Here is a 23,249-nt window from a genome sequence, read left to right as displayed (position 1 = left end):
TATGCTATGTAAGGCATAATCGATCCAAATGACATGGAACATTCAGTTTCACTTTGATTTTTACTCTGAGTTTAGCGAATTCCCCACTGATGTCAGATTAGAGCTTTTAGCAAAACTCACACTGTTACAAGAATTTGGCCCAAACCTCAAGCGTCCTCACGTCGATACTCTCAATGGTTCTACCTACACCAATATGAAAGAACTTAGGTTTCAGGCGGCTGATGGAGTTTGGCGAGTCGCTTTTGCATTTGACCCCCGCAGAGAAGCGATTTTGTTGGTAGCTGGGGACAAATCGGGTAGTAGTGAGAAGCGATTTTACAAGCAAATAATTAAGATAGCAGATAGTAGATTTACCGACCATTTGAATAAGTTAATGGAGCCAGAAACCGATGACAATTAGCCTGAAGACTATTATGGATAATTTGCCTCCCGAACAACGAGCAATAGTCGAAAAGCGATCGGTTGAATTAATGGCTGAAGAAATGACATTGCAAGACTTACGAAAAGCAAGGAAGTTTACTCAGATTCGCATGGCAGAATTATTAAATATGCGTCAAGAAAATGTCTCGCGACTAGAACGCCGTGCGGATTTGTTGGTATCTACTTTGCAAAGTTATATCGCGGCAATGGGTGGGGAGTTGTCATTTGTCGTAGAATTCAAAGATCGACCCCCCGTAAAAATTACTGGATTAACATCGATGTTTGAAGAAAGCAGCTACACTAATGGAGAGGAAGAGTTTTAATTGAGGAACACCTGTTGTTAAAGTGAGAGCGATCGAACCTTTTCGCATCTAGAGACCGATGATCAAAAACATCGTATCCGATAAGTACGCATCCGCATTAAACTCTGAAGTCAATTAGACATCTTCTAAAAAGATTTTGTCAGCCTTTCCCTACCTGGACTAAAACCTAATTTTGCCAGATGTCTATTATTCAATCTAAAATCTAAAATCTAAAATCTAAAATCGAATGACTGCACAAACACCAGTACAATTCCAAGACAGTTTCGACATCATCGTAGTAGGTGGCGGACACTCCGGCTGCGAAGCCGCCCTCGCCACTTCTCGCCTCGGCTGTCGCACCCTTCTCCTCACCCTCAACCTCGACAAAATTGCGTGGCAACCTTGCAATCCGGCTGTCGGCGGCCCGGCTAAAACCCAACTTACTAACGAAGTTGATGCGTTAGGCGGGGAAATTGGCAAAATGGCCGATCGCACTTACTTACAAAAGCGCGTCCTCAACGCTTCGAGAGGCCCCGCAGTGTGGGCGCTGAGAGCACAAACAGACAAGCGGGAATACGCCGCTGTGATGAATAATATTGTTGAAAACCAACCCAATTTGACCATCCGCGAAGCGATGGTGACAGACTTAGTTTTGGGCAAAAACGAAGAAGTTATCGGAGTAGAAACATACTTCGGCGTCGCTTTTGAATGCAAAGCAGTAATTCTGACCACAGGCACTTTTTTAGGTGGCACAATTTGGGTGGGCAATAAGTCGATGCCCGCCGGACGTGCGGGAGAATTTGCTGCCGTTGGTTTGACGGAAACTCTCAATCGTTTGGGCTTTGAAACTGGTAGGTTAAAAACAGGAACTCCGGCAAGAGTTGACAAACGTACTCTCGATTACACCCACCTGGAACCGCAGCCGGGAGATGCAGTGGTTCGCTGGTTTAGTTTCGATCCAGAAGTTTGGATCGAACGGGAACAAATGCCTTGTTATTTAACTCGAACTACGCCGGAAACTCACCAGTTAATTAGAGACAATTTGCACCTTTCTCCAGTCTACGGCGGCTGGGTTGATGCGAAGGGGCCGCGCTATTGTCCGAGTATTGAAGATAAGATTGTGCGGTTTGCGGATAAGGAAAGTCACCAGATTTTTATTGAACCGGAAGGTAGAGATATTCCTGAACTTTATATCCAAGGATTTTCTACTGGTTTACCGGAAAATTTGCAATTGCAAATGCTGCGAACTCTTCCGGGTTTGGAAAAGTGCGAGATGATGCGCCCTGCTTATGCTGTGGAGTACGATTATTTGCCGGCAACTCAGTGCTTTCCCACGCTGATGACTAAGAAGATTGAAGGGCTGTTTTGCGCGGGTCAGGTGAACGGTACAACTGGATATGAGGAGGCGGCTGCACAGGGGCTCGTGGCGGGTATTAATGCTGCCAGGTTTGCGAAAAATCAGGAGATGATTGTGTTTCCTCGCGAGCAAAGTTATATCGGGACTTTGATCGATGATTTGTGTACGAAGGATTTGCGGGAACCTTACCGGATGTTGACTTCGCGATCGGAATATCGGCTATTATTGCGATCGGACAATGCTGACCAACGCTTGACGCCGCTGGGACGGGAAATTGGTTTGATTGACGATCGCCGCTGGGAGTTGTTCGATCGCAAACAAGCTAATATTGTGGCAGAGAAGGAACGGTTGTACTCGACGCGGGTGAAAGAGCACGAGGAAGTAGGGAAGGCAATTTTTGCTGACACTCAACAAGCAATTAAAGGTTCAATTACTCTGGCTGATTTGTTGCGTCGTCCTGGTTTTCATTATGTGGATTTGGAACGCTACAATTTAGGCAATTCTAGTCTGAAGTTGGCTGAGAAAGATGGTGCAGAAATTGACATCAAATATTCCGGCTACCTGCAAAGACAGCAAAATCAAATCGATGACATTGCCAAACACGAACGCCGACAATTGCCTGCGGATTTGGATTACATGGCAATTACAACTCTATCCAAAGAATCGCGGGAAAAATTGGCTAAGGTGAAACCGCTGACGATTGGCCAAGCGGCGAGAATTGGCGGAGTAAATCCGGCTGATGTTAATGCTTTGTTGATTTTTCTGGAAGTGCGAAACCGTCAGCAGCCAGCGGGTGTAGGAAAATAACCTCAACTAGAGGTGTTTCAAAGCTGCCTTCAATTTTATGCAATATACCAATCCTTGCAGGAGTCGTAAACTTTTTACCCCACCCCAACCCTCCCCTTATCAAGGGGAGGGAGTAAGAAATTCACAAATGATGCGAGGATTGCTATAGTAGTATGAAAAAGTTTGGCTATTGTGGCACCACTTTTTTGTTTGGCGGCTTTCATATTGATGGATATAGATTCTGGGCTTTGCTGAGTCACGGTATGAATCAACTTTTATCGGAATTTACAAAACTCACCAGACTTGGCTTATAAAAACTCCGAAATCGGGAATTGATACCTGTATTCAGCAACGCCACAAAAACGGAAAACTGGCAGAATGTCAACTATAATTGATGAAACTCTGCCAGTCTATTGTAGATATTTATCAATCCTCGAACCCCAACTTCCATAAAGAGTGCGAGAGAGAGTGGGAGAGTGGGAGAGGGGGAGAGGGGGAGAAGTGGGAAACACAGTTAAATTCATCCGTGTATCCGTGTCCGAATCCGTGTCGTGCCTTCCTTCTTCCCTCTTCCTTCTTCCTTCTTCCTTCCTTTAATGTGCCCAGAGAATCACGCCAGCTTCATAAGGACTGCTGAGATTATCGTGCTTCGGCAAAACCCGCAAGGACAAGCCTTGCAAACCGCTAGAAGTATAAGTAATGTCAGCCGTATAAAGGCTAGCATTCTGAGAATCTTCACCCAAATACTCCATCACCACCGGCACGCCACCAATGATATCGCCGTTAGCATCAACCGAGCCTTGATAAAGTTCAACTTGCACGTCTGCAGGCGTCAATCCCATCAGATTAATCCGAGATTTAACAGAGATAGACTGATTGACCTTAACTTCCTTATCCTGGGAAATATCAACAGCCTCAATCTTAATATCGTGCCATTTCGCGAGAACGTGCTTCTTCCAGTGAGACAACTCCTTGGCCGGAGTGCAATTATCCGAAGTCATGGTGTGGTAGCGATCGCTCACGGGGAAATAGGCCCGCCGCGCGTAATCCTTCACCATCCGAGCTGTATTGAACAAAGGACAATTCAAGCGAATAGAATCCTTCATTTTCGCCGTCCAACCGCGGGGAATGCCATCAGCATCCCGGTTGTAAAATAGGGGTACAACTTCTTTTTCCATCAAGTCATACAAAGCATTAGCCTCGACATCATCCTGATACTTAGTATCTTCGTAAAATTCCCCATGTCCGATCGGCCAACCGGTACGAACATAATCAGCCTCATCCCACCATCCGTCAAGAATGCTCAGATTCGGCAAACCATTCATCGAAGCTTTCATCCCGGATGTACCCGAAGCCTCACGCGGGCGGCGCGGCGTATTCAGCCACACATCGCAGCCAGACACCATCATCCGAGCAACGTTAATGTCGTAGTTCGGTAAAAACACCATCGAGCTCATCGTCTCGTGCTCGCGGATGAAGTGAACGATATCCCGAATCAATTCCTTACCCGGAATATCCATCGGGTGAGCCTTCCCAGCAATCACAAACTGCACCGGGCGATTTTGATCCCGCATGATCCGCATAATTCGATCGACATCGCGCAAAAATAGCGTCGCCCGCTTGTAAGTAGCAAAGCGGCGGGCAAACCCGATCGTCAGCACCTTCGGATTGAGAGCCTCCCGCGCGTGTTCGATTTCCGTTTGGGCCGCACCGCGCTCGCGCAAAGTCTTTTGCAGCCACTCCCGCGCGAACACCACCAACTCCGATCGACAGCGTTCGTGATTGCGCCACAATTCCTCATCAGGAATCGACGACAGCCTGTCCCATAGACGATCGTCCTTACCGGTCATTTCCCAGTCCGGGCCGAGATATCGATCGTACAACTCCTGAGTAGACTTCGCCACACAACTGCGAGCGTGCACCCCGTTGGTAATCGAAGTAATCGGTACTTCTTCCTGGGGCAAACCCGGCCACAAACCCTGAAACATCGGGCGCGACACCACACCGTGCAAAGCCGCCACCCCGTTGACAAAACTCGACATTTTAATTGCCAAAATTGCCATATTCAGAGGTGCGGACAAATCCCCAGTATTCTCCCTGCCCAATCCCAGAAACTCATCTTGCGACAAGCCAAACATCTTGGGATAGTGACTCAGATAGTGCATCACCATATCCGGCTCGAACAAGTCAAACCCAGCAGGCACAGGAGTGTGAGTCGTAAACATACTGCTCGAAACCACCACCTGTTCCGCTTCCACGAAACTCAGGTGATATTCCTCCATCAGCATCCGAATGCGTTCCAAAGCCATGAAAGCCGCGTGGCCTTCATTCATGTGATAAGCCGTAACTGTCAGCCCCAATGCCTTGAGCATTTTCACGCCACCGATGCCCAGCATGATTTCTTGGTGCATCCGCAGAGTTTTATCACCGCCATACAGTTGGTCGGTAATATCTTGGTCGTAGCGGCTGTTAGGTTCAATATTTGTATCCATTAGGTACAAAGGAACCGTTCCCACTTGTACTCGCCAAATCCGGGCATACACCTTGCGGCCGGGATAGTCTACCTCAATCCGCAATTCCGAACCGTCGGGATTGCGTTCTGGGTGCAGCGGCATATTGTAGAAATCATTGAGCGGATAGCGTTCTTGCTGCCAGCCGTCGGCGTTGAGATACTGCGAAAAATAGCCTTCTTGGTAAAGCAGGCCGACACCGACTAAGGGCAAGCCCAAATCGCTAGCTGATTTGAGGTGGTCGCCTGCGAGCACGCCCAAACCGCCGGAATAGATGGGTAGGGCTTTAACTAAGCCGAATTCCATCGAAAAGTAAGCGTAGCATTCTTGCTGCTCGGTGCCGCGCTGTTTCCGGTACCAGGCGCGATTTTTGAGATAATCGTCTAACTGCTGGGCTGCTCGGTTCATTTGGGCAATGAAGCCTTCGTCTTCTGCCATTTCTTGCAGTCGCTCTTGAGATATGGTTCCGAGCATCAGCACCGGGTTTTGGTTGCTGGAGTCCCACAGGTCTCGATCGAGGCGGCGGAAGAGGTCTTTGGTATCGACGTTCCAGTCCCAGTGCAAGTTGTAGGCAAGCTTGCGTAGGGGTTCGAGAATTGTCGGTAGCGAGGGGGAAACGTTAAATGTGCGAATTGGCTGCATAGACAAAGCATTTATGTTGGGGTAGCGATATTTTCCTCTGTCTTTAGGTACAAGTCCGTTATTCTGCACACTATTTTAAGTTTTAAGCTGCGGGGGGCGATCGCGATGCCGATCTGTATCGACTATCTGCAATGACACAGCAGTGCCGTGTCCCTAACTCAGCTAAGGATCGCGAATTAAATAACTTACAATTTTAATTGTTATTGTGGGATGGGCGTCCCGCCCGTCCACTCATGACGGGCGGGACGCCCATCCCACTTTCAAGAGTGGAAGTTATTTAATTCTCATTCCTAAGCTTTTAACTGCGGTGGCGGGAGCGAGGACTTGATGCCCCTGAGCTGACAATTCCTCAAGTTAAAGCGCTGTGTCACGCTTTGGGCAAGAATCTTAACGAATTGCCCGACAACTTAGGCCCGCCGCAGCGCTCTAGCAGTGATGATGTTGGGGGTGCAGCGCAGGAAAATAAGTCGGGAGACTAAGATTCGCGGTCAAGAACTATAACTTTCGGGGGCGCACGAAGCACCTGATCCCTATTGGTGGGTGAGGCGCGCCGATTAACTATTGTCAGCAATAGATAAATCTTGAACCGCGCCTCACCCACCCTACAATTGACTGATGACTAATAACTAATGACTAATGACTAATTAAGCAATTTTCACTTGTTGCAACTGAGAATTTAGCAATAGCTTCCTAGCCTCACCAGCCGAGAGGGCAGGGCTGAAATAATGACCCTGAATTTCTTGACAGTGGAGTTCGCGCAAACACTCCAACTGCTCTTTAGTTTCTACTCCTTCAGCTACCACGCTCAAGTTCAAATCTCGCCCCAGGGTCGCTACAGCCTTGGCGATCGCCCGTTCGCAGGGATCGGTCGTCAATCCGCTGACAAACGACCTGTCTATTTTTAAGATATTCAAGGGAAACTTTTTGAGATAATTTAGAGAACAATAACCCGTGCCGAAATCGTCCAGCGCAATTTGCACTCCCATATTCTGCAACTCCCTGAGAACTTTTGTGGTATAATCCACATCTTGCATGGCTGTAGTTTCGGTAATTTCTAACTCTAAATATTTGGGTGCTAAACCAGTTTTTTCCAAGCAGTTCGCTACCATTTCTAATAAATTAAATTGCTGGAACTGCCGAGCCGAAACGTTGACTGCTACCCGCAAATCTGGCTGCAAAGCATCCTGCCAAGCTTTATTTTGAGTGCAGGCTGTTTGCAGCACCCATTCCCCAATAGGTACAATGAGTCCGTTCTCTTCGGCGATGGGAATAAATGTAGCGGGAGTAACTAAACCTAATTGTGGATGTTGCCAGCGCAGCAGAGCTTCCATGCCCTGAATTTGCCAAGTAGTAATGTTGACTTTTGGCTGATAGAAAACCTCAAATTCTCCTTGTTCTAAAGCCTCGTGCAGTCTGTGTTCTATAGTTAGTAAATGGCTGCAGTGGGGATTAAGTGTTGAAGTATATAACTGATAGTTATTTCTTCCCATTTCTTTAGCGTAGTACAAGGCAGCATCGGCATTTTTGACTAAAGTTTCGGCCTCTTCACCATCATCGGGATAAAGGGCAATGCCGATGCTGCTGCTAACATGAAACGGTTGTCCTTCTAGTTTAAATGGTGGCTTTAAATTGTTGAGTATTCTTTGAGCTGTTTTAACGGCATCTTCTAAGCAATTGATGTCGGGAAGCAGTATGGTAAATTCGTCGCCTCCCCAGCGGGCTACCGTGTCAGTCGATCGCAAAGTGTCGCTGATGCGTCCGGCAAAACCTTCTAACAGGCGATCGCCCGCAGCGTGACCTAGTGTATCATTAATCTTTTTGAACCTGTCCAAGTCTAAAAACATCACAGCAAGCATTTTTTTTGTTTGTTTAGCTTGTTTTAAGGACGCCAGCAGCCTCTCGTTAAACAGTATCCGGTTCGGTAAACCGGTGAGTTGGTCATAAACAGCTTGATAGCGAATAATTTCTTCAGCTTGCTTGCGCTGAGTAATGTCCATCATCGTGCCGATCGCCCTGACTGCTTGGCCACTTTCATTGCGGATGATATAGCCGCGATCGAGCACAAAAACATATCCCCCGTCTGCACGGTGAAAACTGTATTCTTCCGACCAACATTGAGCGTCTGAGTTCATTGTTTGGTTGAAGCTAAACATCACTCTTTCCCGTTCTTCGGGATGAATATTTAACCACCAAGATTCTAATTCTATCGTCTGAGTTTGGTTGAGTTTGTATCCAAAAACTTTTTCAAATTCTTCGCTCAACCAATACTCATTTTTTAACAAATCAAAGTCCCATACTGCATCATTTGTCGCCCGCGTCAGCAGGTGAAAGCGTTCTTCGCTTTTGCGTAGTTTTTCTTCGGATTGCACCCGTTCCGTTACATCCCGAAAGCTGAATACTCGACCAGTAATTTTGCCTCCCGTGCGCTGAGGCAACGAGTAGCGCTCGAAGATTCTGCCATCTGTTAACTCAATGATATCGTAACTTTCTTCGGTAGGGCGATCGGACAATTCTTTAGCACGGTTGAGAAATATTTCCGGATATTTTAACTGGTTGATTCCAAAGGCCAAAATTTGGTTGTTATCTCTCGAATCCAGCAGGAAATCCGGCAACTGCCACATTTCGGCAAACTTGCGGTTAAAGGTGAGCACTGTGCCTCCACTGTCAACCGCCAGAATACCGTCAGCAGTAGATTCAATGGTTGCTTGAAGCAAGGAAAGAGATGTTTCTCGTTCTAACTCTGCTAATTTGCGATCGCTGATGTCAAATGCTGTGATTAATATTGAGGCTTTTTTTTCAAATTTTATAATATCTACAGTTGCTTCAATCCAGCGCATTTCTCCAGTTTTCGTGACTATTACTAATTCATATTTAGAGCCTGCTGTTGAGCGCGCATGACTGGATTTACCCCATTTTTTAACTATTTCTATAAAATCTAGATGAATTAAGTCGTATAAATCCAATGCTAGTAATTCTTCGCGAGTATATCCTGTCAGAGCTTCTGTCTCAGCATTGACATAGCGGAACTGTCTGCGGTGATAGATAAATGCAACAGCATTAACAGTTTCTATCAGTTGGCGAAACTTTTTTTCACTGCGTCGCAAATTTCTTTCAACCTGCTTGCTTTCGGTAATATTTTGTGCTATGTATAACTTACCGCTGACCTTGCCTTGACTGTCGCAAATAATTGAAATAGAAAGCAGTACAATTATTTTTTTTCGCTGTTTAGAAAGGTAGACTTTTTCCACGTTGTGGACAGAACCTTCGGCTGTTAAACTTCCTAAATCTAACACCGGGGCTGGTGATTCACTTTTCTTAAAAAGTCCGGCTATTGGTTTGCCTAACAACTCTTTTTTAGAGTATCCCAAAAGTTGACAGGTAGCTTGGTTTAACGATAGGATATGACCGCCTGGAGTCGTCGCGATTATCGAGACGTTCATTTCCTCACAAATATCGAGAGCATATTCGGCAGTTTGCTGCAAATCTTGGGTCATCTGGGCAATAGTATGCCAGATATCCTGTTCTTTTTTTGGATATAACACTTTTTCTCCTTTTGGTAGCTTGTCATTCTCTGTTTCAGACTTCGGCTTGATTAACCTCATCGTCTTGGATAAGCTATTTACTGTCTTCTCCCGGATCAATAATGAAATTACTAAACAAAGACAAACCAGAAAATAACCGATGATTTTTAACCTAACATTAGGTTCTTCTTTATTGGTATTTTGAGAGTTAATCTGATTGTAATTTGGTAATATTCGTGGTTCAATTTGGGATAAATGATTCAAAAATAATGCGGCGCTTCCAGAGGTAAGGGGACGAGATGCCGATCGCAAATAGCTATGTTTTTGAGACAGCACCAAAACCCTTTCTACAGGGTGAGTGCCAGATTCACCCCATACACTTATCGGTAATATTTTTGCACTCATGCTAGATTCCACACCAAAAATAGCAACCGCGAAATATCCCCAAATTAATTGAAAAATTATTTTCATTTGCTCTATTTCCTAAGATAAAATACTTTTTTAGTAACCAAAAATTGTAAAAATCTTAGCAGAAGTTTCTCTGCCATAGGAAAACCCAGCCACCATTAATTCATGTGGATTTGTAAATTAAATTTTAGCCAGGTAATAACTTAGCTTTATAACTAATTACAATTTTAATCTTAATTTAAAATGTGTCATCAGCCATTGTGCCACAAATTATCCGCCATTCTGCCTAGACACCGGGTGGAAGCGCGCTAAAATTAGATAATTCCCGCAAGGAGGCGATCGGGATTTGTTAGAAAAATAAACAATTAGCTTAAAATCTATGCAGAGGTCCACTAATTGAACCCATGAGTCAGACCATCCCAGAACTCCAAAAAGAAGTCCGCGCGCTAGAAGCAGAACTTACCGCCCTGCAAGAGTCGCGGGAAAAACTTGGCGTAGAGCGCTCAGAGTGCCGAGTGGCAGTCAGTTTTCCCAAAAATAATACTCCTGAAGCCATTGCCGAGTTCCACCAGCAAACTGCTGCTTTTGGGGAGCAGTGGTTGCAGCAAATCCAGGAAATTGACCGAGAGACTAAAAATATTGAAAAGCAACTGCAACAAAAACAGGCTTTACTCAATTACAAGCAAGGTGAACTAGAAAAGTTGGTGGCCGGAGAGCACTGGCAAGAACTAGAAAACAAAGTTCAAACCGGGGAAAAGCGCTTGCAAACACAAGCTCGCAGAATCAATCAAGCAGCAGCGCAGCTACAGGCAGAAATCCAAGCTTTGAAAGCACTGTACGACCAACTCAATCCGAGTTATTCCGAGTGGTTTCAACAACCAACTCAAATAGTCAAATTTTCAGCCACAACTATTCCTTACGCTGTTCCCAGCAGCAGCGGGTTGATATTGGAGAATAAGGAGATTGAGTGGGAAAAGAAGTAGTTTTGGATTGTAAATTTAAAAGGTAAATTAGTGATTTGAATGTCGCCGTCGAACCATCTAATAAGGAATGAGAATTAAATAACTTCCACAAGTTTGTGGGATGGGCTCTTATAGCCCGTCATGAGTGGACGGGCGGGACGCCCATCCCACAATAACAATTAAAATTGTAAGTTATTTAATTCGCGATCCTAAGCAATACAGATTCGACGGCAACATCGCAAGGCTTTTTCCTGCAGTTTTATATAAAAAATATAAAACTGCCTCTGGCGCAGCTAATTTTAAGATTTTTGAGTTTCTTTTTTGGAAACAGGTTTATTTTTAACTCTGGTGTGAACCTAAAATCTAAAATATAACTGTTATGAACGCATCAACCGGGTTTTACGAAAAGACTTTGTGGCTGCCCTCGCTTCCGCTAAAAAACCCGGTTTATGGGAGTGAGGAGTGCGTAAGCTCTGTCTAAAATTTCAAATAGACTTACTAATGAAACAATTGATTTGGATAGCGCTATTTATTGTGGTTGCGGTGACGGCTGCGGGTTGGGGTTCTGACTCGTGGCAGCGGTTGTCGGCTGTACCCGAAGTTGGGATCGATCGCAATATCCACACTTCCCAAAAACCGTCTCCCTTACCGCTTCCTGCTGAAAAAAATAGTTTTTTTCAGCCCCAAATTGACCCGTCTCGGTTGTGGAAACACGTCGATAGTTTAGCAGGAGAACGCGATGGAGAACGAGATCGCTCTTTTACTAGAGACTACATTTCCCAACAACTAAAAACATTAGGATTTTCCGCAGAGTTGCAGCCGTTCGATCGCGGAATCAATGTCTTCGCTGAGAGAAAAGGCACTGACTCAAACGCCGGTGCAATTTTAGTAGCAGCACACTACGATACTGTACCAAACTCCCCCGGCGCTGACGACAATGCGACGGGAGTTGCAGTAGTTTTAGAAGTAGCAAGATTGCTGGGTTCTCGCCCCACGCCTCGGACATTGCAAGTAGCATTTTTCGACAGGGAAGAACTCGGACTTTTAGGCAGTTTAGCATTTACAGGTAGCGACGCGCGGTTAAAAAATTTGCAGGGTGCGATCGTCCTAGATATGCTAGGTTATGCGTGCCGCACGCCCGGATGCCAGCAATATCCCGAAGGATTGACAGCGCAACCTTTTCTAGAAGCTGCGGGGGTGACATCTCCCGACAAAGGCGAGTTTATCGCTGTGGTTGGGGATGCGGAACATCCGCAGCTATTGAAAAGTTTTGCGGAGTCGCGAAAAGCCGATTTGCCTCCGGTGGTGGCGCTGCCGGTTCCCCTGAAAGGGTTGCTGACTCCCGATGTTTTACGCAGTGACCACGCGCCTTTCTGGTATAAAGGAATTGGTGCTGTGTTGGTGACGGATACTGCAAATTTGCGATCGCCTCACTATCACCAATCTAGCGATACATTAGCAACTATCGATCGACCTTTTTTCGCCGGTTCTGCTCAAATTGTTGTTAATGCCACCGCTAAATTATTGGAAATTCGGTAATCTACTCGTTATTAGGCTCTGCCTGGTAACGCATATCTGGAGGCTCTGCCTCCTATTTTCCCACGCCAAGCAAGCGAGGCAGAGCAAGAGTGAAATCGGTTCATAAAGAATGAGAATTAAATAACTTCCACAAGTTTGTGGGATGGGCGTCCCGCCCGTCCTTTTTGGATGGGTGGGACGCCCATCCCACAATAACAATTAAAATTGCAAGTTATTTAATTCGCGATCCTAGGCAGAGCCTAGGAACTAGGTAAATAAAAAATAAGTAATAAAAAATGACTAACAAAGAAAGCCTGCAACGGCATTTACTGCAACTAGACAATCGAGGCTACAAAGCATACAAAGACATTCAAGGTAGTTACGAATTTTCAGAATTCACATTAATAATTGATTACGTGCAGGGAGATCCCTTTGCTTCTCCCAGTAAATTTAGAGTCATAGTTCCCCCCAACATTGCTCAAATTCCCCGCGAACTTTTCAACTCTCGCAGTCGAGAAATAGCCTTGCGAGATTACCTAACTCGCCAGTTTGACAAAGCAGCACACAGCATCAGCAGCAAACGCGGCACTGGCAAAAGCGGTATGATTGCAGTGACTCGGTTCGGACAAGAAGTTTTAGAGCGAACTTCCGCATTTATTACCCCCCCAACCCCCCCTTATCAAGGGGGGGCAAAAATCTCTATATCCCCCCCTTATCAAGGGGGGGCAAAAATCTCTATATCCCCCCCTTACCAAGGGGGGGAATTAGGGGGGGTAGAACTGCGATTTGCCGTCGGACTTCCAGCGGGCGGGCGGAGTATTTTAGGGCGACAAGCTGCTGAAATGCTCTGCGAAGATATTCCTCAAATAGTCAGTAAATCTCTGAAGTATGCTAATTTAAATCCTGCGGAATGTCGCCGTCACGTTGAAACTGTAGAAGATGCTGACTGGCTGCGGGAACAGTTAGCTGAAAAAAGATTAGTTGCGTTTGTTGCTGACGGTTCTATTTTACCCCGCCGCAGCGGTGTTGACAACAGTCCTTTGTTAAATAATGCTGTGGCTTTTCAGTCGCCGCCGTCGTTAAAAGTTGAGTTTAATTGTCCGAATCGCGGTTTGATTTCCGGTATGGGTATTCCCGCTGGCATTACTTTGATTGTTGGGGGCGGCTATCACGGCAAATCAACTTTACTCAGGGCGATCGAGTTGGGGGTTTACAACCGAATTCCCGGAGATGGTAGGGAATTTGTGGTGACTAATCCGGCGGCGGTTAAAATTAGAGCGGAAGATGGGAGAAGTGTTGCGGGAGTTGATATTTCGCCTTTTATTAACCACTTGCCACAAGGTAGAGATACTGCACAATTTTATACTGAGAATGCGAGCGGTAGCACGTCGCAAGCTGCTAATATTATTGAGGCTTTGGAAGTGGGGAGAAGGAAGAAGGAAGGCACGACACGGATTTTGACACGGATACACGGATTAATTTATGAAGAGGATTTAGTGCCTGTTTTATTGGTGGATGAGGATACGGCGGCGACAAATTTTATGATTCGCGATCGCAGAATGCAGGAACTCATCGCTAAGGATAAGGAACCGATTACGCCGTTTATTGATAAAGTTAAACAGTTGTACGCAGATTGCGGCGTATCGACTATTTTAGTAATGGGGGGAAGCGGCGATTATTTTGATGTGGCGGATACTGTGATTTCAATGGATAATTTTCAAGCATATAATGTGACGGAGAAAGCTAAAGAGATTGCTAAAAATTACTCGATTAGCCGTGCTGCTGAAGGGGGAGAAATTTTTGGTGAGATTACTCAAAGAGTGCCGATTCCTGCTAGTTTAGATCCGAGTCGGGGACGGCGAGATGTGCGGTTGAAGGTGCGGGATGTTGATGAATTGGCTTTCGGAACTGAGGATATTGATTTGGGTGCTGTTGAGCAAATTGTGGACAGCGGACAGTTAAGGGCGATCGCTGCGGCAATGGTTTATGCTAAGCAGCAATACATGGACGGAAAACGCACTTTGTCGGAAATTATCGATTTGGTGATGGCAGATATTGACGCGCGCGGGATGGATATTTTATCGCCTTTTCCTGAAGGGGATTTTGCCATGTTTCGACGCTTTGAATTGGCGGCGGCAATTAATCGGCTTCGTAGTTTGTCGGTTGTTGCTAAGTAGATTTTCTTAATATAAGTGTATTGTTGTCCTACTTTTGATATGCTGACCAAAGTGAGTGCAAAAACCGCGATTGAAGTATGACAGGCAATATAGGACAACTGACTGCTTTAAGCGATCGACCTTATTTAGTATTAAGCAATCAAGGGGAGGTTTTACAGTTAGAGTTAAAACAGCAGCAGCACGTATTGGGGCGCGATCGCACTCGTGCTGATTTAGCCATTCCCGAAGCTTGGCGCGCAGTTTCCGGCGTTCACGCTGTTTTGCGCCAAATTGGGGATAATTACTGGATTTACGACGGTGACGGCCAGCGGCCGAGCACTAATGGCTTATTTGTCGATCGCACTCGCATCACTCCCAATGACGGCTATTGTCTGAAAAACGGCACAGAACTTAAAATCGGTCTCGATCCTCAAAATCAAGTTTTGCTGACTTATTTTAATCCGCTGGCGAATCAGGTTGCTGTCCCTAGCAAGCAGTCAATTCTTCTTAAGAATCGGTCGGTTTTGTTGGGTCGCGATCCAAACGCTTCGCTGCAATTAGATGCGCCGCTTGTTTCTAGACGCCACGCCACAATCGACCAAGACAGTCGCGGTAATTATATTTTGCGAGACCACAGCGTTAACGGGGTTTTTGTTAACGGTCAGCGAGTCACAAATTCTGTACAGTTGTCCGAAGGAGATGCAATTCGGATCGGCCCGTTTACTCTAACTTACCGCATCGGTGAGTTGCAGATGCAAGACTCCGGCCATCAAATTCGTTTGGATGCTGACAGTCTGGTGATTCCGAAGCGTTTGGATAACATCACTTTGGCGATCGAACCGGGGCAGTTTGTGGCTTTAGTCGGCGGTAGCGGTGCGGGTAAATCTACTTTAATGCGGACGCTTTTAGGCATCGAAAAAACTACTAACGGCGCTGTGTTTCTCAATGGCGACAACCTGCGCCAAAACTTCAATATTTACCGCAATCAAATCGGTTACGTGCCTCAAGATGATATTGTGCACGCAGATTTGACAGTAGAAGAAGTCTTGAGTTATGCCGCTAAATTGCGCTTACCTCCCGATACAGATGTCAAGCCGGTAGTCGCCAAAACTTTAGAAGATATTGAAATGACTCACCGTCGCAAGGCTTTAGTAAAACAGCTTAGCGGCGGACAGCGGAAGCGGGTCAGTATCGGAGTCGAACTGTTAGCAGACCCGAAACTTTTCTTTTTAGACGAACCGACTTCAGGACTCGATCCGGGTTTGGATAAGAAGATGATGCAACTGCTGCGAAAGTTGGCAAATCAAGGCCGGACGGTGATTCTGGTGACTCACGCGACGGCAAATATCACGATGTGCGATCGGATTGTGTTTTTGGGTCGCGGCGGTCGCCTTTGTTACTTCGGCCCGCCTAGGGAAGCGCTCGATTTTTTCGATATCAAAACAAGCGATTTTGCCGACATTTACAACGAATTAGAAACAGGAGAAATCAACGTTCAAAGCTGGGCAGAAAAGTTTAATAAATCTCCCTACTATCAGCGCTATATTGTCAATCACTTCAGCACAGGCAAGGCTAATGCAAAAATACCTTCTGCACCTTCTGTACCAAAATCTCAATCTTTTGTAAAACAACTCGTTTTGCTTTCCCAGCGCTATTTTCAACTCGTTTCCCGCGACTTAGTTAACTTGAGTTTAGCTCTTTTAACGGCTCCGATCGGCATTAGTTTGCTGCGGCTAGCCGTCAGAGATAAAGACCCATTAATTGGCGCACCGGAGGCAACTTTAGCACCTTTAGCGCTCAGAGTTCTATTTGTATTTACCTGCGCGGCGATTTGGGTAGGGCTGGCAACTTCTCTGCAAGAAATTGTTAAAGAATCTGCTATTTATCTGCGCGAACGTTTGGTCAATTTAGGATTGTTTGCTTATTTAGGTTCAAAAATTTTTATACTTTCTGGTTTAGCCGTATTGCAAACACTGTTAATGGTAGGAGTTATTCTGATTGCTTTTAAATCCCCCGAACCGAGTTTTATTTCCTGGCCGGTGGGGGCAAGTATTACCACATTCCTAACTTTAATGAGCTGCATAAGCCTTGGATTAGTCGTTTCCGCGATTGTTAAAAATAGCTCTCAAGCTAATAGCGCTTTGCCTCTATTATTGCTGCCTCAGATTATTTTTTCGGGAGTTTTGTTTAAGATGGAAGGTGCGGCGAGCAAGTTTTCTTGGCTGATGTTAAGCCGCTGGTCTGTGGGTGCTTACGGCTCTTTAGTTAATGTGAATGGGATGGTTCCCGCACCTACTACATTACCGGATGGGAGTACGCTTCCTCAGCCGTTTGAGCCTACTCCTGTTTACGATCCAACTTGGGAAAATTTGGGTTTGAACTGGGCTATTTTGTGCGTGCATATTTGCGTTTATTTGATGTTGACTCTGTGGTTGCAGAAGCGGAAGGATATTTTATGAATTATTGGCTGATGAAGTCGGAACCGGATGTTTACAGTATTGCGGACTTGAAGGGCGATCGCACTTCCATTTGGGATGGCGTTCGCAACTATCAAGCGCGCAATTTTATGCGAGAAATGAGTCGGGGAGACTTAGTATTTTTTTACCATTCTAATACTAAATTTCCCGGTATTGTCGGGTTAGTGCGCGTCGTTGAAACTGGGATTGCTGACCCTACTCAGTTCGATATGAAGAGCGAATATTATGATGCTAAATCGCAGTTAAGTGCTCCTCGCTGGCAAACTGTGAAAGTGGAGTTTGTTGAGGAGTTTGCTAAGTTAATATCTTTGGATGAACTGAAACAAAAGTTTAGCGCTGATGAGATTTTGGTGGTGAGAAAAGGCAATCGGTTATCGGTGATGCCGGTATCTGAAAGTGCGGCACAGAAGATTTTGAAGATGAGAGAATCTAATGATTAAACCGCAGAGAACGCAGAGAACACAGAGTCAGAAAAAAGAGAGATGAATAATTCTGATGCCAACAGATTTGATATTACCCACAGTCAGGACACGGCAGTGCCGTATCCCTACAATTAATCTGGCGATGGTTACATCTCTCAGGTCGTGCTCGTGATTATTTTGGGGTAGGGAAACGGCATTGCCGTGTCCGTCTTGCCTATCATGTCTGAGTGCAACCGGAATTAATACTACAGGCAAGATGCCTGTGCCACAAATTGCTTGTGGGGTGGGCCGAAGAGCCCGCCCCAAATATTTGAAATCCCCTAAAGACCGGCAGCACAAACTGCGGCTCCAATTAACCCTACATTGGGATTCAAAACCAATCGAACCGGTATCATTTCTAATAGCGAATCCATCCGCCCTTTGTGGGTAAAAGCCCGCATAAAACCCCCTTCTAGAATCAGTGGCAAAATTTTAGCAGCAATGCCACCTGCTATGTACAAACCGCCGTAAGGTAAAAGTGATACAGCCATATTTCCCGCCACCGCACCGTAGGCTTCTACAAACATTTGCATTGTTTGTTCCGAAAGCCGATCGCACTTTTTGAGGGCCGCCTGTGCAATTGTCGCCCCCGGATCGACAGTCTTTTCAGTTTTCCCGATTTCTGACTCCCATTTTTTGATAACTTCCCCTACCTCCGGCGATTCAGGAGCAAACTTTCTGTCCCGCAAAAACTGGTAAATTGAAACAATCCCTTGTCCCGAAACTACACGCTCGATCGATATTCTTTGAATGTCGTGTTTTGCTAACAAATATTTCAGCAATTCAAACTCCAACTCCGAACGAGGAGCAAAGTCACCGTGCCCCCCTTCCGAAGAAAATACCCGGATGCCATTTGCCTCTGGAATTCCAAAACAATTTCCCAAACCAGTACCCGCACCAATCACAGCAATTGGATCGTATTGGCGGGGTTTTCCGACTTGCAAAATGTGCAAATCTTTAGCATCCAAACCCCACACGCCGTAGCCAACCGCAACAAAATCATTAATTAAACTGACGCGGGATATTCCTAATTCTTGTTCCAGACGCTTCGCATCCAGCCTCCAAGGCAAATTAGTCAGTTTTGCAGTATTGTTAACCACCGGGCCTGCGATCGCAAAACAAGCTTTTTCAGGCAATGGCGCAAAATCCAATTTCGTAGCAGCTTCCGTCAAAAACTGCAGCACCATTGGTACTAAATCGGGAAACTCCCCGCTCGGATAGCGAAACTCGTAAAGAGCGTTCATTTCACCGTTAACAGTCCTTTCCACTAAGCGCAAAATTGTCTTAGTTCCGCCAATATCGCCCGCTAATAATAATGCCATAAATCTCTTTTTTCACCAAAGATAACATTCCCCATTTAAACACCCACAGTATTAATTGCCAACCAAGCCCGCAGCACCTCAGCCACTGTCCAAGCTTGAGCCGTGCAGCCCCGCGGCGAGTGGGGGGCGTCGCCCTCAAAAATTTCGCTCAGACTGCCAACTCCGCCGCCCCTTATATGATGTGCCATTGATTCGAGAAATTCGCGAGCTTGTGCTGGGTCTTTGTATACGTGCAAGTGCGCCAAGACAAACGGGCCAATCAGCCAGCCCCAAACTGTGCCTTGGTGGTAGGCGCTGTCGCGCTGCAATTGGTCGCCTTCGTATGCGCCGCGATACTGGGGGTGATGTGGCGAGAGGCTGCGGAGGCCGACAGAAGTGAGCAACTGTTGAGCGCAGCCGTCCACCACGCCGCGCTGCTGGATGGGCGTCAGTAACGGTGTATACCGCGTTTCCTGGCGCATCCCCGCTGACAAGGAGTTGGCGGAGTGAGGAGGAATCGAGTCTAGGGGCAGGGAAACGGCGAATATTTGGTTGGGCCGCAGCGAGGCATCGTGTCCGTCTGGGCCGTCGAGAACGTCGTAACAGTAACCGGTTGAGGCGTTCCAGAAGCGAGGGAATCCGGCGGCCGTTCGATCGCCCAATTGCTGGTATTCATTGTGAGGCTTGCCCAATTTTCGAGCAAAACTTGCCATAGCTTGTATAGCATTGTACCAAAGCGCGCTGAGTTCGATCGGCTTACCAATCCGGGGCGTCACCACCCAATCGCCGATTTTCGCGTCCATCCAAGTCAGTTGCACACCCTTTTCGCCCGCGTAGATTAAACCGTCATCGGGATCGACGCGGATATTATACCGAGTTCCCTGTATGTGCCAATCAACAATCTCACATAAAGTAGGCCAGAGTTCGCTCAAAAGTTCGTCGTCCCCCGTGGCATCGATATAAGCGCGAATTGCCTCAAAGTACCACAGAGTGGCATCTGCGGTGTTGTATTCCGGTGCGCCGCCCGCATCCGGGAAGCGGTTCGGCAGCATCCCCCGATCGACATACCGCGCAAATGTCCGCAAAATCGATCGCGCAATTTCCCATCGCCCGGTACAGATTGTGAGGCCGGGCAGGGCGATCGTCGTGTCGCGCCCCCAGTCGCTGAACCAGGGATATCCGGCGATGATCGTTTTGCCTTCGGTTTCCTCCGCTAGCGGGCGGTTGACGATAAATTGGTCGGCGGCTAGCACTAAGTGATTGATCCAGTCGGGAGATTCGCTCACTTTTGACCAGTTTTGCAGGAGTTGTTGGTCATAAGTGCGGCGCACTTCTAAAGCTGTACCGCCGTTGAGTTCGGTATTTTTCTCGGTGCTGGCTATCAATGTGAGAGAACTTCCCGGTGCGATCGTCATGTGAAAAGTCGCCGCCTGCAAGTGATCCTCGCAGCAATCCAATCCGCGGCGCTTTTCGGCTGCTAGATCCAATCCGTAATGCCAATTGTATAAGGGCGCAGAGACTTGAAATTTGGCTTCTGGTGTGGCATCTGTCAGCAGGTACAGGGGTGCAGCCTTGGGAAATGCCGTCACGCAAACGCCGCTTTCCAAGGTTTCTAGGCTCATCTGCCAGTCGCCGGCGCTCGTTGTGTGGTGGTAGTCGCGATAGTTGACTAGGGCTTTGACAGCGAGGGCGATCGGTTGTGAGGCGCGGTGCAGGCGGTATTGAATATATGTTGTGTTAGCACCTTGCTGCATCCAAATCCGCTTTTCCAGGATAGCGTCGCCGAGAGCAAACCTCCAAACAGGCGTCGTGCCTTCGAGGTGAAAGCTTTCGATGTAGTTGTAGCCGTGGGGTTCGATCGTCGCGTCGGCCCAGCGGTTTGTATAAAGCGGATAGGCGCGATCGTGATACACCGCCGTCTCGTCCAGCTTGGCGAGCATCAAAGTGCGTCCCAGCGGGGGTTTGAGGGCTGCTACCAGCAAGCCGTGATAGCGGCGGGTGAGGAGATTTGCGATCGTCCCGCTAGCGTAACCGCCGATCCCGTTTGTGACCAACCACTCCCGAGACTCCGCCGAGTCAAGATTGCAGCAGATTTCCCGTCCAAAAGCCATAACCATAAAATCCACACTCGCGCTGATTTTTTACCTACCTTTAGGTAGATTTTCGACATAATATCAACCACAAATATTAACGATTTCAGACCGTTAATTTGGCGATCGCCCCCGTGCGGATTCATGCTCTAATTTAGACATAACTAACCGCTACTTTTGCCCCATATACAATTTTAGCCTTTGATGCCTCTGTCTAAAGTTAGTTGTTTGTTATATTAAGTAATATTACCGTCTAAACAGGCGCTCAACGTTAAGGGCAAAGCATTTGATAGCGCGTCGGGCGATCGAACTACCAACCTATTTTATAAGGAGAACGGCTCAAAGTGAAGATAGGAGCAAATTACCTCGGCAATAACCAATGTGAATTTACCGTTTGGGCGCCCACCCTCAAACAAATCGCAGTCCAAATTGTTTCCCCAAAAAAACGCCTGATACCCCTGCAACAATCAGCAGAAGGTTATTGGCAAACCACAGCTACAGACATCGAACCAGGAACCCTTTACACTTACCAAATCGAAGGAAAAACCGACCGACCAGACCCAGCCTCAAAATATCAACCCCAAGGCGTACACGCTCCGTCGCAAGTAATAGATCAAAATATTTTTACTTGGACTGACACAAATTGGCAAGGCGTGCCGCTAGCCGAAATGATTATTTACGAACTGCACGTCGGCACATTCACCCAAGCCGGAACATTTGAAGCAATAATTCCCCATCTAAAACAACTTAAAGACTTGGGAATCAACGCCATCGAAATCATGCCAGTAGCCCAATTTCCCGGCGAGCGAAACTGGGGATATGACGGCGTATATCCCTACGCAGTTCAAAACTCCTACGGCGGCCCCGAAGGCTTCAAAACACTCGTCAACGCCTGCCACGAACACGGCATTTCAGTAATTCTCGATGTAGTTTACAACCACCTCGGCCCCGAAGGCAACTACCTCAGTCAATTCGGCCCCTACTTTACATCCAAATACGGCTCAATTTGGGGAGATCCCCTCAACTTCGACGACGCCTACAGCGACGGCGTGCGTAACTACTTTATTGAAAACGCCCTCTACTGGTTTCGAGACTATCACATCGATGCCCTGAGATTAGATGCAATTCAAGCAATATTTGAAGTAGGTGCAAGACCTTTTTTACAAGAACTATCCGATGCCACAGCAGATATTTCCAACGAACTAGGACGGCAACTTTACTTAATAGCCGAAAGTGACTTAAATGATGTCCGCACTATACGTCCCAAAGAACTCGGTGGCTTCGGACTAGACGCCCAATGGTGCGATGATTTCCACCACGCACTGCACGCCTTGCTCACCGGAGAAGACGACCGCTACTACCAAGATTTCGGCAAATGCGAACACTTAGAAAAAGCCTTCAAAGAAAGCTTTGTTTACTCCGGCCAGTACGCCCCCCACAGAAAGCGGAGACACGGCAATTCTGTCAAGGATGAACCGGGTCATAAATTTCTGGTGTTTGCCCAAACCCACGACCAAATCGGCAACCGCATTTTGGGAGACCGACTCTCCAAAATAGTTAACTTTGAAGCATTGAAACTCGCAGCAGGCACTGTCTTAATTTCTCCTTACATTCCCTTCTTTTTTATGGGAGAAGAATACGGAGAAGAAGCACCGTTTTTTTACTTCGTTTCCCACTCGGACGAAAACTTAATTGAAGCTATCCGCAAAGACAAACAACAAGAATTTAAAATCTTTGAAGGCCGAGGCGAGTTTCAAGACCCCCAGAGTCCAGAGACTTTCGATAAGTGTAAGTTAAACTGGGAAAAACAAACCGAAGGCAAACACAAAATCCTTTGGGAATGGCACCAACATCTGATTCAACTGCGGCGGACAATACCAGCCCTTAAAAAACTCGACAAAAACAGTCTAGAAGTGTCCAGCATTGAAGCGGAAAAAATCTTATTTCTACGTCGCTGGACAGATGACAGCCAGATATTCTGCATTCTAAACTTCAACACGCAAGATGTCACTTTTACGGCTACACTGCCCCAAGGCAACGGTCACAAAATTTTAGACTCTGCTGATGAAAAATGGATGGGTTCAGGTTCTAGCTTGCCTGAAAAGATAACTTCAGAGCAAAAATTGACCGTTAAACCGCAGAGTTTCGCACTCTATGAATTAGAGTAATTAAAACGGGAGGCAGAGCCTCCAATACAGGCGTTCCCAGGCAGAGCCTAGGAACAAGCAATAGGAGGCAGAACCTATGTAGTTCTCAGCCTCTGTCGCGGAATCTAGTCCCACAAGAAACGGGAGGCAGAGCCTCTCTCGTTCCCAGGCTCTGCCTGGGAATGCAGTTC

13 protein-coding genes are annotated in these 23,249 nt (G+C 46.7%); 9 read left to right on the top strand and 4 right to left on the bottom strand.

What is annotated here, in order from left to right:
• Nucleotides 1–28 precede the first annotated feature (28 nt).
• From QT984_RS13015 to mnmG, 3 genes are all read left to right on the top strand, one after another.
• Nucleotides 29–400, top strand: a complete 372-nt coding sequence (locus tag QT984_RS13015) for a type II toxin-antitoxin system RelE/ParE family toxin (protein WP_333051469.1) — start codon at nucleotides 29–31, stop codon at nucleotides 398–400.
• On the top strand, nucleotides 390–743 hold the full coding sequence (locus QT984_RS13010; protein WP_333051471.1) for a transcriptional regulator: 354 nt from the start codon (nucleotides 390–392) through the stop codon (nucleotides 741–743). Before QT984_RS13015 ends, QT984_RS13010 begins: the two co-directional genes overlap by 11 nt.
• A 226-nt stretch (nucleotides 744–969) precedes the next feature.
• Nucleotides 970–2,886 (top strand): tRNA uridine-5-carboxymethylaminomethyl(34) synthesis enzyme MnmG, encoded by a 1,917-nt coding sequence (gene mnmG, locus QT984_RS13005; protein WP_333374147.1) that lies wholly within the window; start codon nucleotides 970–972, stop codon nucleotides 2,884–2,886.
• A gap of 572 nt (nucleotides 2,887–3,458) precedes the next feature.
• On the opposite strand, the gene glgP is transcribed toward mnmG, so the two are convergent.
• Both glgP and QT984_RS12995 read right to left on the bottom strand, forming a co-directional pair.
• Complete coding sequence (gene glgP / locus QT984_RS13000) at nucleotides 3,459–6,017, bottom strand: alpha-glucan family phosphorylase (protein ID WP_333374161.1); 2,559 nt, start codon at nucleotides 6,015–6,017, stop codon at nucleotides 3,459–3,461.
• Nucleotides 6,018–6,661: 644 nt separating this feature from the next.
• Nucleotides 6,662–10,009 (bottom strand): EAL domain-containing protein, encoded by a 3,348-nt coding sequence (locus QT984_RS12995; protein ID WP_333270358.1) that lies wholly within the window; start codon nucleotides 10,007–10,009, stop codon nucleotides 6,662–6,664.
• 341 nt (nucleotides 10,010–10,350) lie between these two features.
• Here QT984_RS12995 and QT984_RS12990 point away from each other — a divergent pair, with 341 nt between their 5' ends.
• The 5 genes from QT984_RS12990 (at nucleotide 10,351) to QT984_RS12970 (ending at nucleotide 17,499) form a co-directional block, all read left to right on the top strand.
• Entirely contained in the window at nucleotides 10,351–10,929 is a 579-nt protein-coding gene (locus QT984_RS12990; protein ID WP_333051476.1) for a hypothetical protein, read from the top strand.
• Between the two features lie 480 nt (nucleotides 10,930–11,409).
• Nucleotides 11,410–12,447 (top strand): M28 family peptidase, encoded by a 1,038-nt coding sequence (locus QT984_RS12985; RefSeq protein ID WP_333209245.1) that lies wholly within the window; start codon nucleotides 11,410–11,412, stop codon nucleotides 12,445–12,447.
• A 275-nt stretch (nucleotides 12,448–12,722) separates the two neighbouring features.
• Nucleotides 12,723–14,603: an ABC-ATPase domain-containing protein gene (locus QT984_RS12980; RefSeq protein ID WP_333374145.1), complete on the top strand. Its 1,881-nt coding sequence runs from the start codon at nucleotides 12,723–12,725 to the stop codon at nucleotides 14,601–14,603.
• Nucleotides 14,604–14,680: 77 nt separating this feature from the next.
• Nucleotides 14,681–17,041 (top strand): FHA domain-containing protein, encoded by a 2,361-nt coding sequence (locus tag QT984_RS12975; protein WP_333374143.1) that lies wholly within the window; start codon nucleotides 14,681–14,683, stop codon nucleotides 17,039–17,041.
• Nucleotides 17,038–17,499, top strand: a complete 462-nt coding sequence (locus QT984_RS12970; protein ID WP_333209251.1) for an EVE domain-containing protein — start codon at nucleotides 17,038–17,040, stop codon at nucleotides 17,497–17,499. The genes QT984_RS12975 and QT984_RS12970 overlap by 4 nt, the downstream gene beginning before the upstream one ends.
• 302 nt (nucleotides 17,500–17,801) lie before the next feature.
• Here QT984_RS12970 and QT984_RS12965 read toward each other — a convergent pair whose 3' ends face one another.
• Nucleotides 17,802–18,842, bottom strand: coding sequence for a glucokinase (locus QT984_RS12965; RefSeq protein WP_333259599.1), 1,041 nt, complete (start codon nucleotides 18,840–18,842; stop codon nucleotides 17,802–17,804).
• A 35-nt stretch (nucleotides 18,843–18,877) separates the two neighbouring features.
• Complete coding sequence (locus tag QT984_RS12960; RefSeq protein ID WP_333374141.1) at nucleotides 18,878–20,938, bottom strand: amylo-alpha-1,6-glucosidase; 2,061 nt, start codon at nucleotides 20,936–20,938, stop codon at nucleotides 18,878–18,880.
• A gap of 317 nt (nucleotides 20,939–21,255) precedes the next feature.
• Here QT984_RS12960 and treZ point away from each other — a divergent pair, with 317 nt between their 5' ends.
• The gene (treZ, locus tag QT984_RS12955) at nucleotides 21,256–23,079 is read left to right on the top strand and encodes a malto-oligosyltrehalose trehalohydrolase (protein ID WP_333051493.1); all 1,824 of its coding nucleotides are present in this window, start codon (nucleotides 21,256–21,258) and stop codon (nucleotides 23,077–23,079) included.
• Nucleotides 23,080–23,249: the final 170 nt, after the last annotated feature.

Origin of the sequence: Microcoleus sp. Z1_B2 (assembly GCF_036700325.1) — a bacterium.
In the GTDB taxonomy this organism is placed as follows: Bacteria; Cyanobacteriota; Cyanobacteriia; order Cyanobacteriales; family Microcoleaceae; genus Microcoleus.
This window is presented reverse-complemented; position numbering and strand designations above follow the sequence as displayed.

Bases quoted from the DNA above. Each gene is read 5' to 3' on its own strand.
- QT984_RS13015 (WP_333051469.1), top strand. From the start codon at position 29: ATGACATGGAACATTCAGTTTCACTTTGATTTTTACTCTGAGTTTAGC.
- QT984_RS13010 (WP_333051471.1), top strand. From the start codon at position 390: ATGACAATTAGCCTGAAGACTATTATGGATAATTTGCCTCCCGAACAA.
- mnmG (WP_333374147.1), top strand. From the start codon at position 970: ATGACTGCACAAACACCAGTACAATTCCAAGACAGTTTCGACATCATC.
- glgP (WP_333374161.1), bottom strand. From the start codon at position 6,017: ATGCAGCCAATTCGCACATTTAACGTTTCCCCCTCGCTACCGACAATT.
- QT984_RS12995 (WP_333270358.1), bottom strand. From the start codon at position 10,009: ATGAAAATAATTTTTCAATTAATTTGGGGATATTTCGCGGTTGCTATT.
- QT984_RS12990 (WP_333051476.1), top strand. From the start codon at position 10,351: ATGAGTCAGACCATCCCAGAACTCCAAAAAGAAGTCCGCGCGCTAGAA.
- QT984_RS12985 (WP_333209245.1), top strand. From the start codon at position 11,410: ATGAAACAATTGATTTGGATAGCGCTATTTATTGTGGTTGCGGTGACG.
- QT984_RS12980 (WP_333374145.1), top strand. From the start codon at position 12,723: ATGACTAACAAAGAAAGCCTGCAACGGCATTTACTGCAACTAGACAAT.
- QT984_RS12975 (WP_333374143.1), top strand. From the start codon at position 14,681: ATGACAGGCAATATAGGACAACTGACTGCTTTAAGCGATCGACCTTAT.
- QT984_RS12970 (WP_333209251.1), top strand. From the start codon at position 17,038: ATGAATTATTGGCTGATGAAGTCGGAACCGGATGTTTACAGTATTGCG.
- QT984_RS12965 (WP_333259599.1), bottom strand. From the start codon at position 18,842: ATGGCATTATTATTAGCGGGCGATATTGGCGGAACTAAGACAATTTTG.
- QT984_RS12960 (WP_333374141.1), bottom strand. From the start codon at position 20,938: ATGGTTATGGCTTTTGGACGGGAAATCTGCTGCAATCTTGACTCGGCG.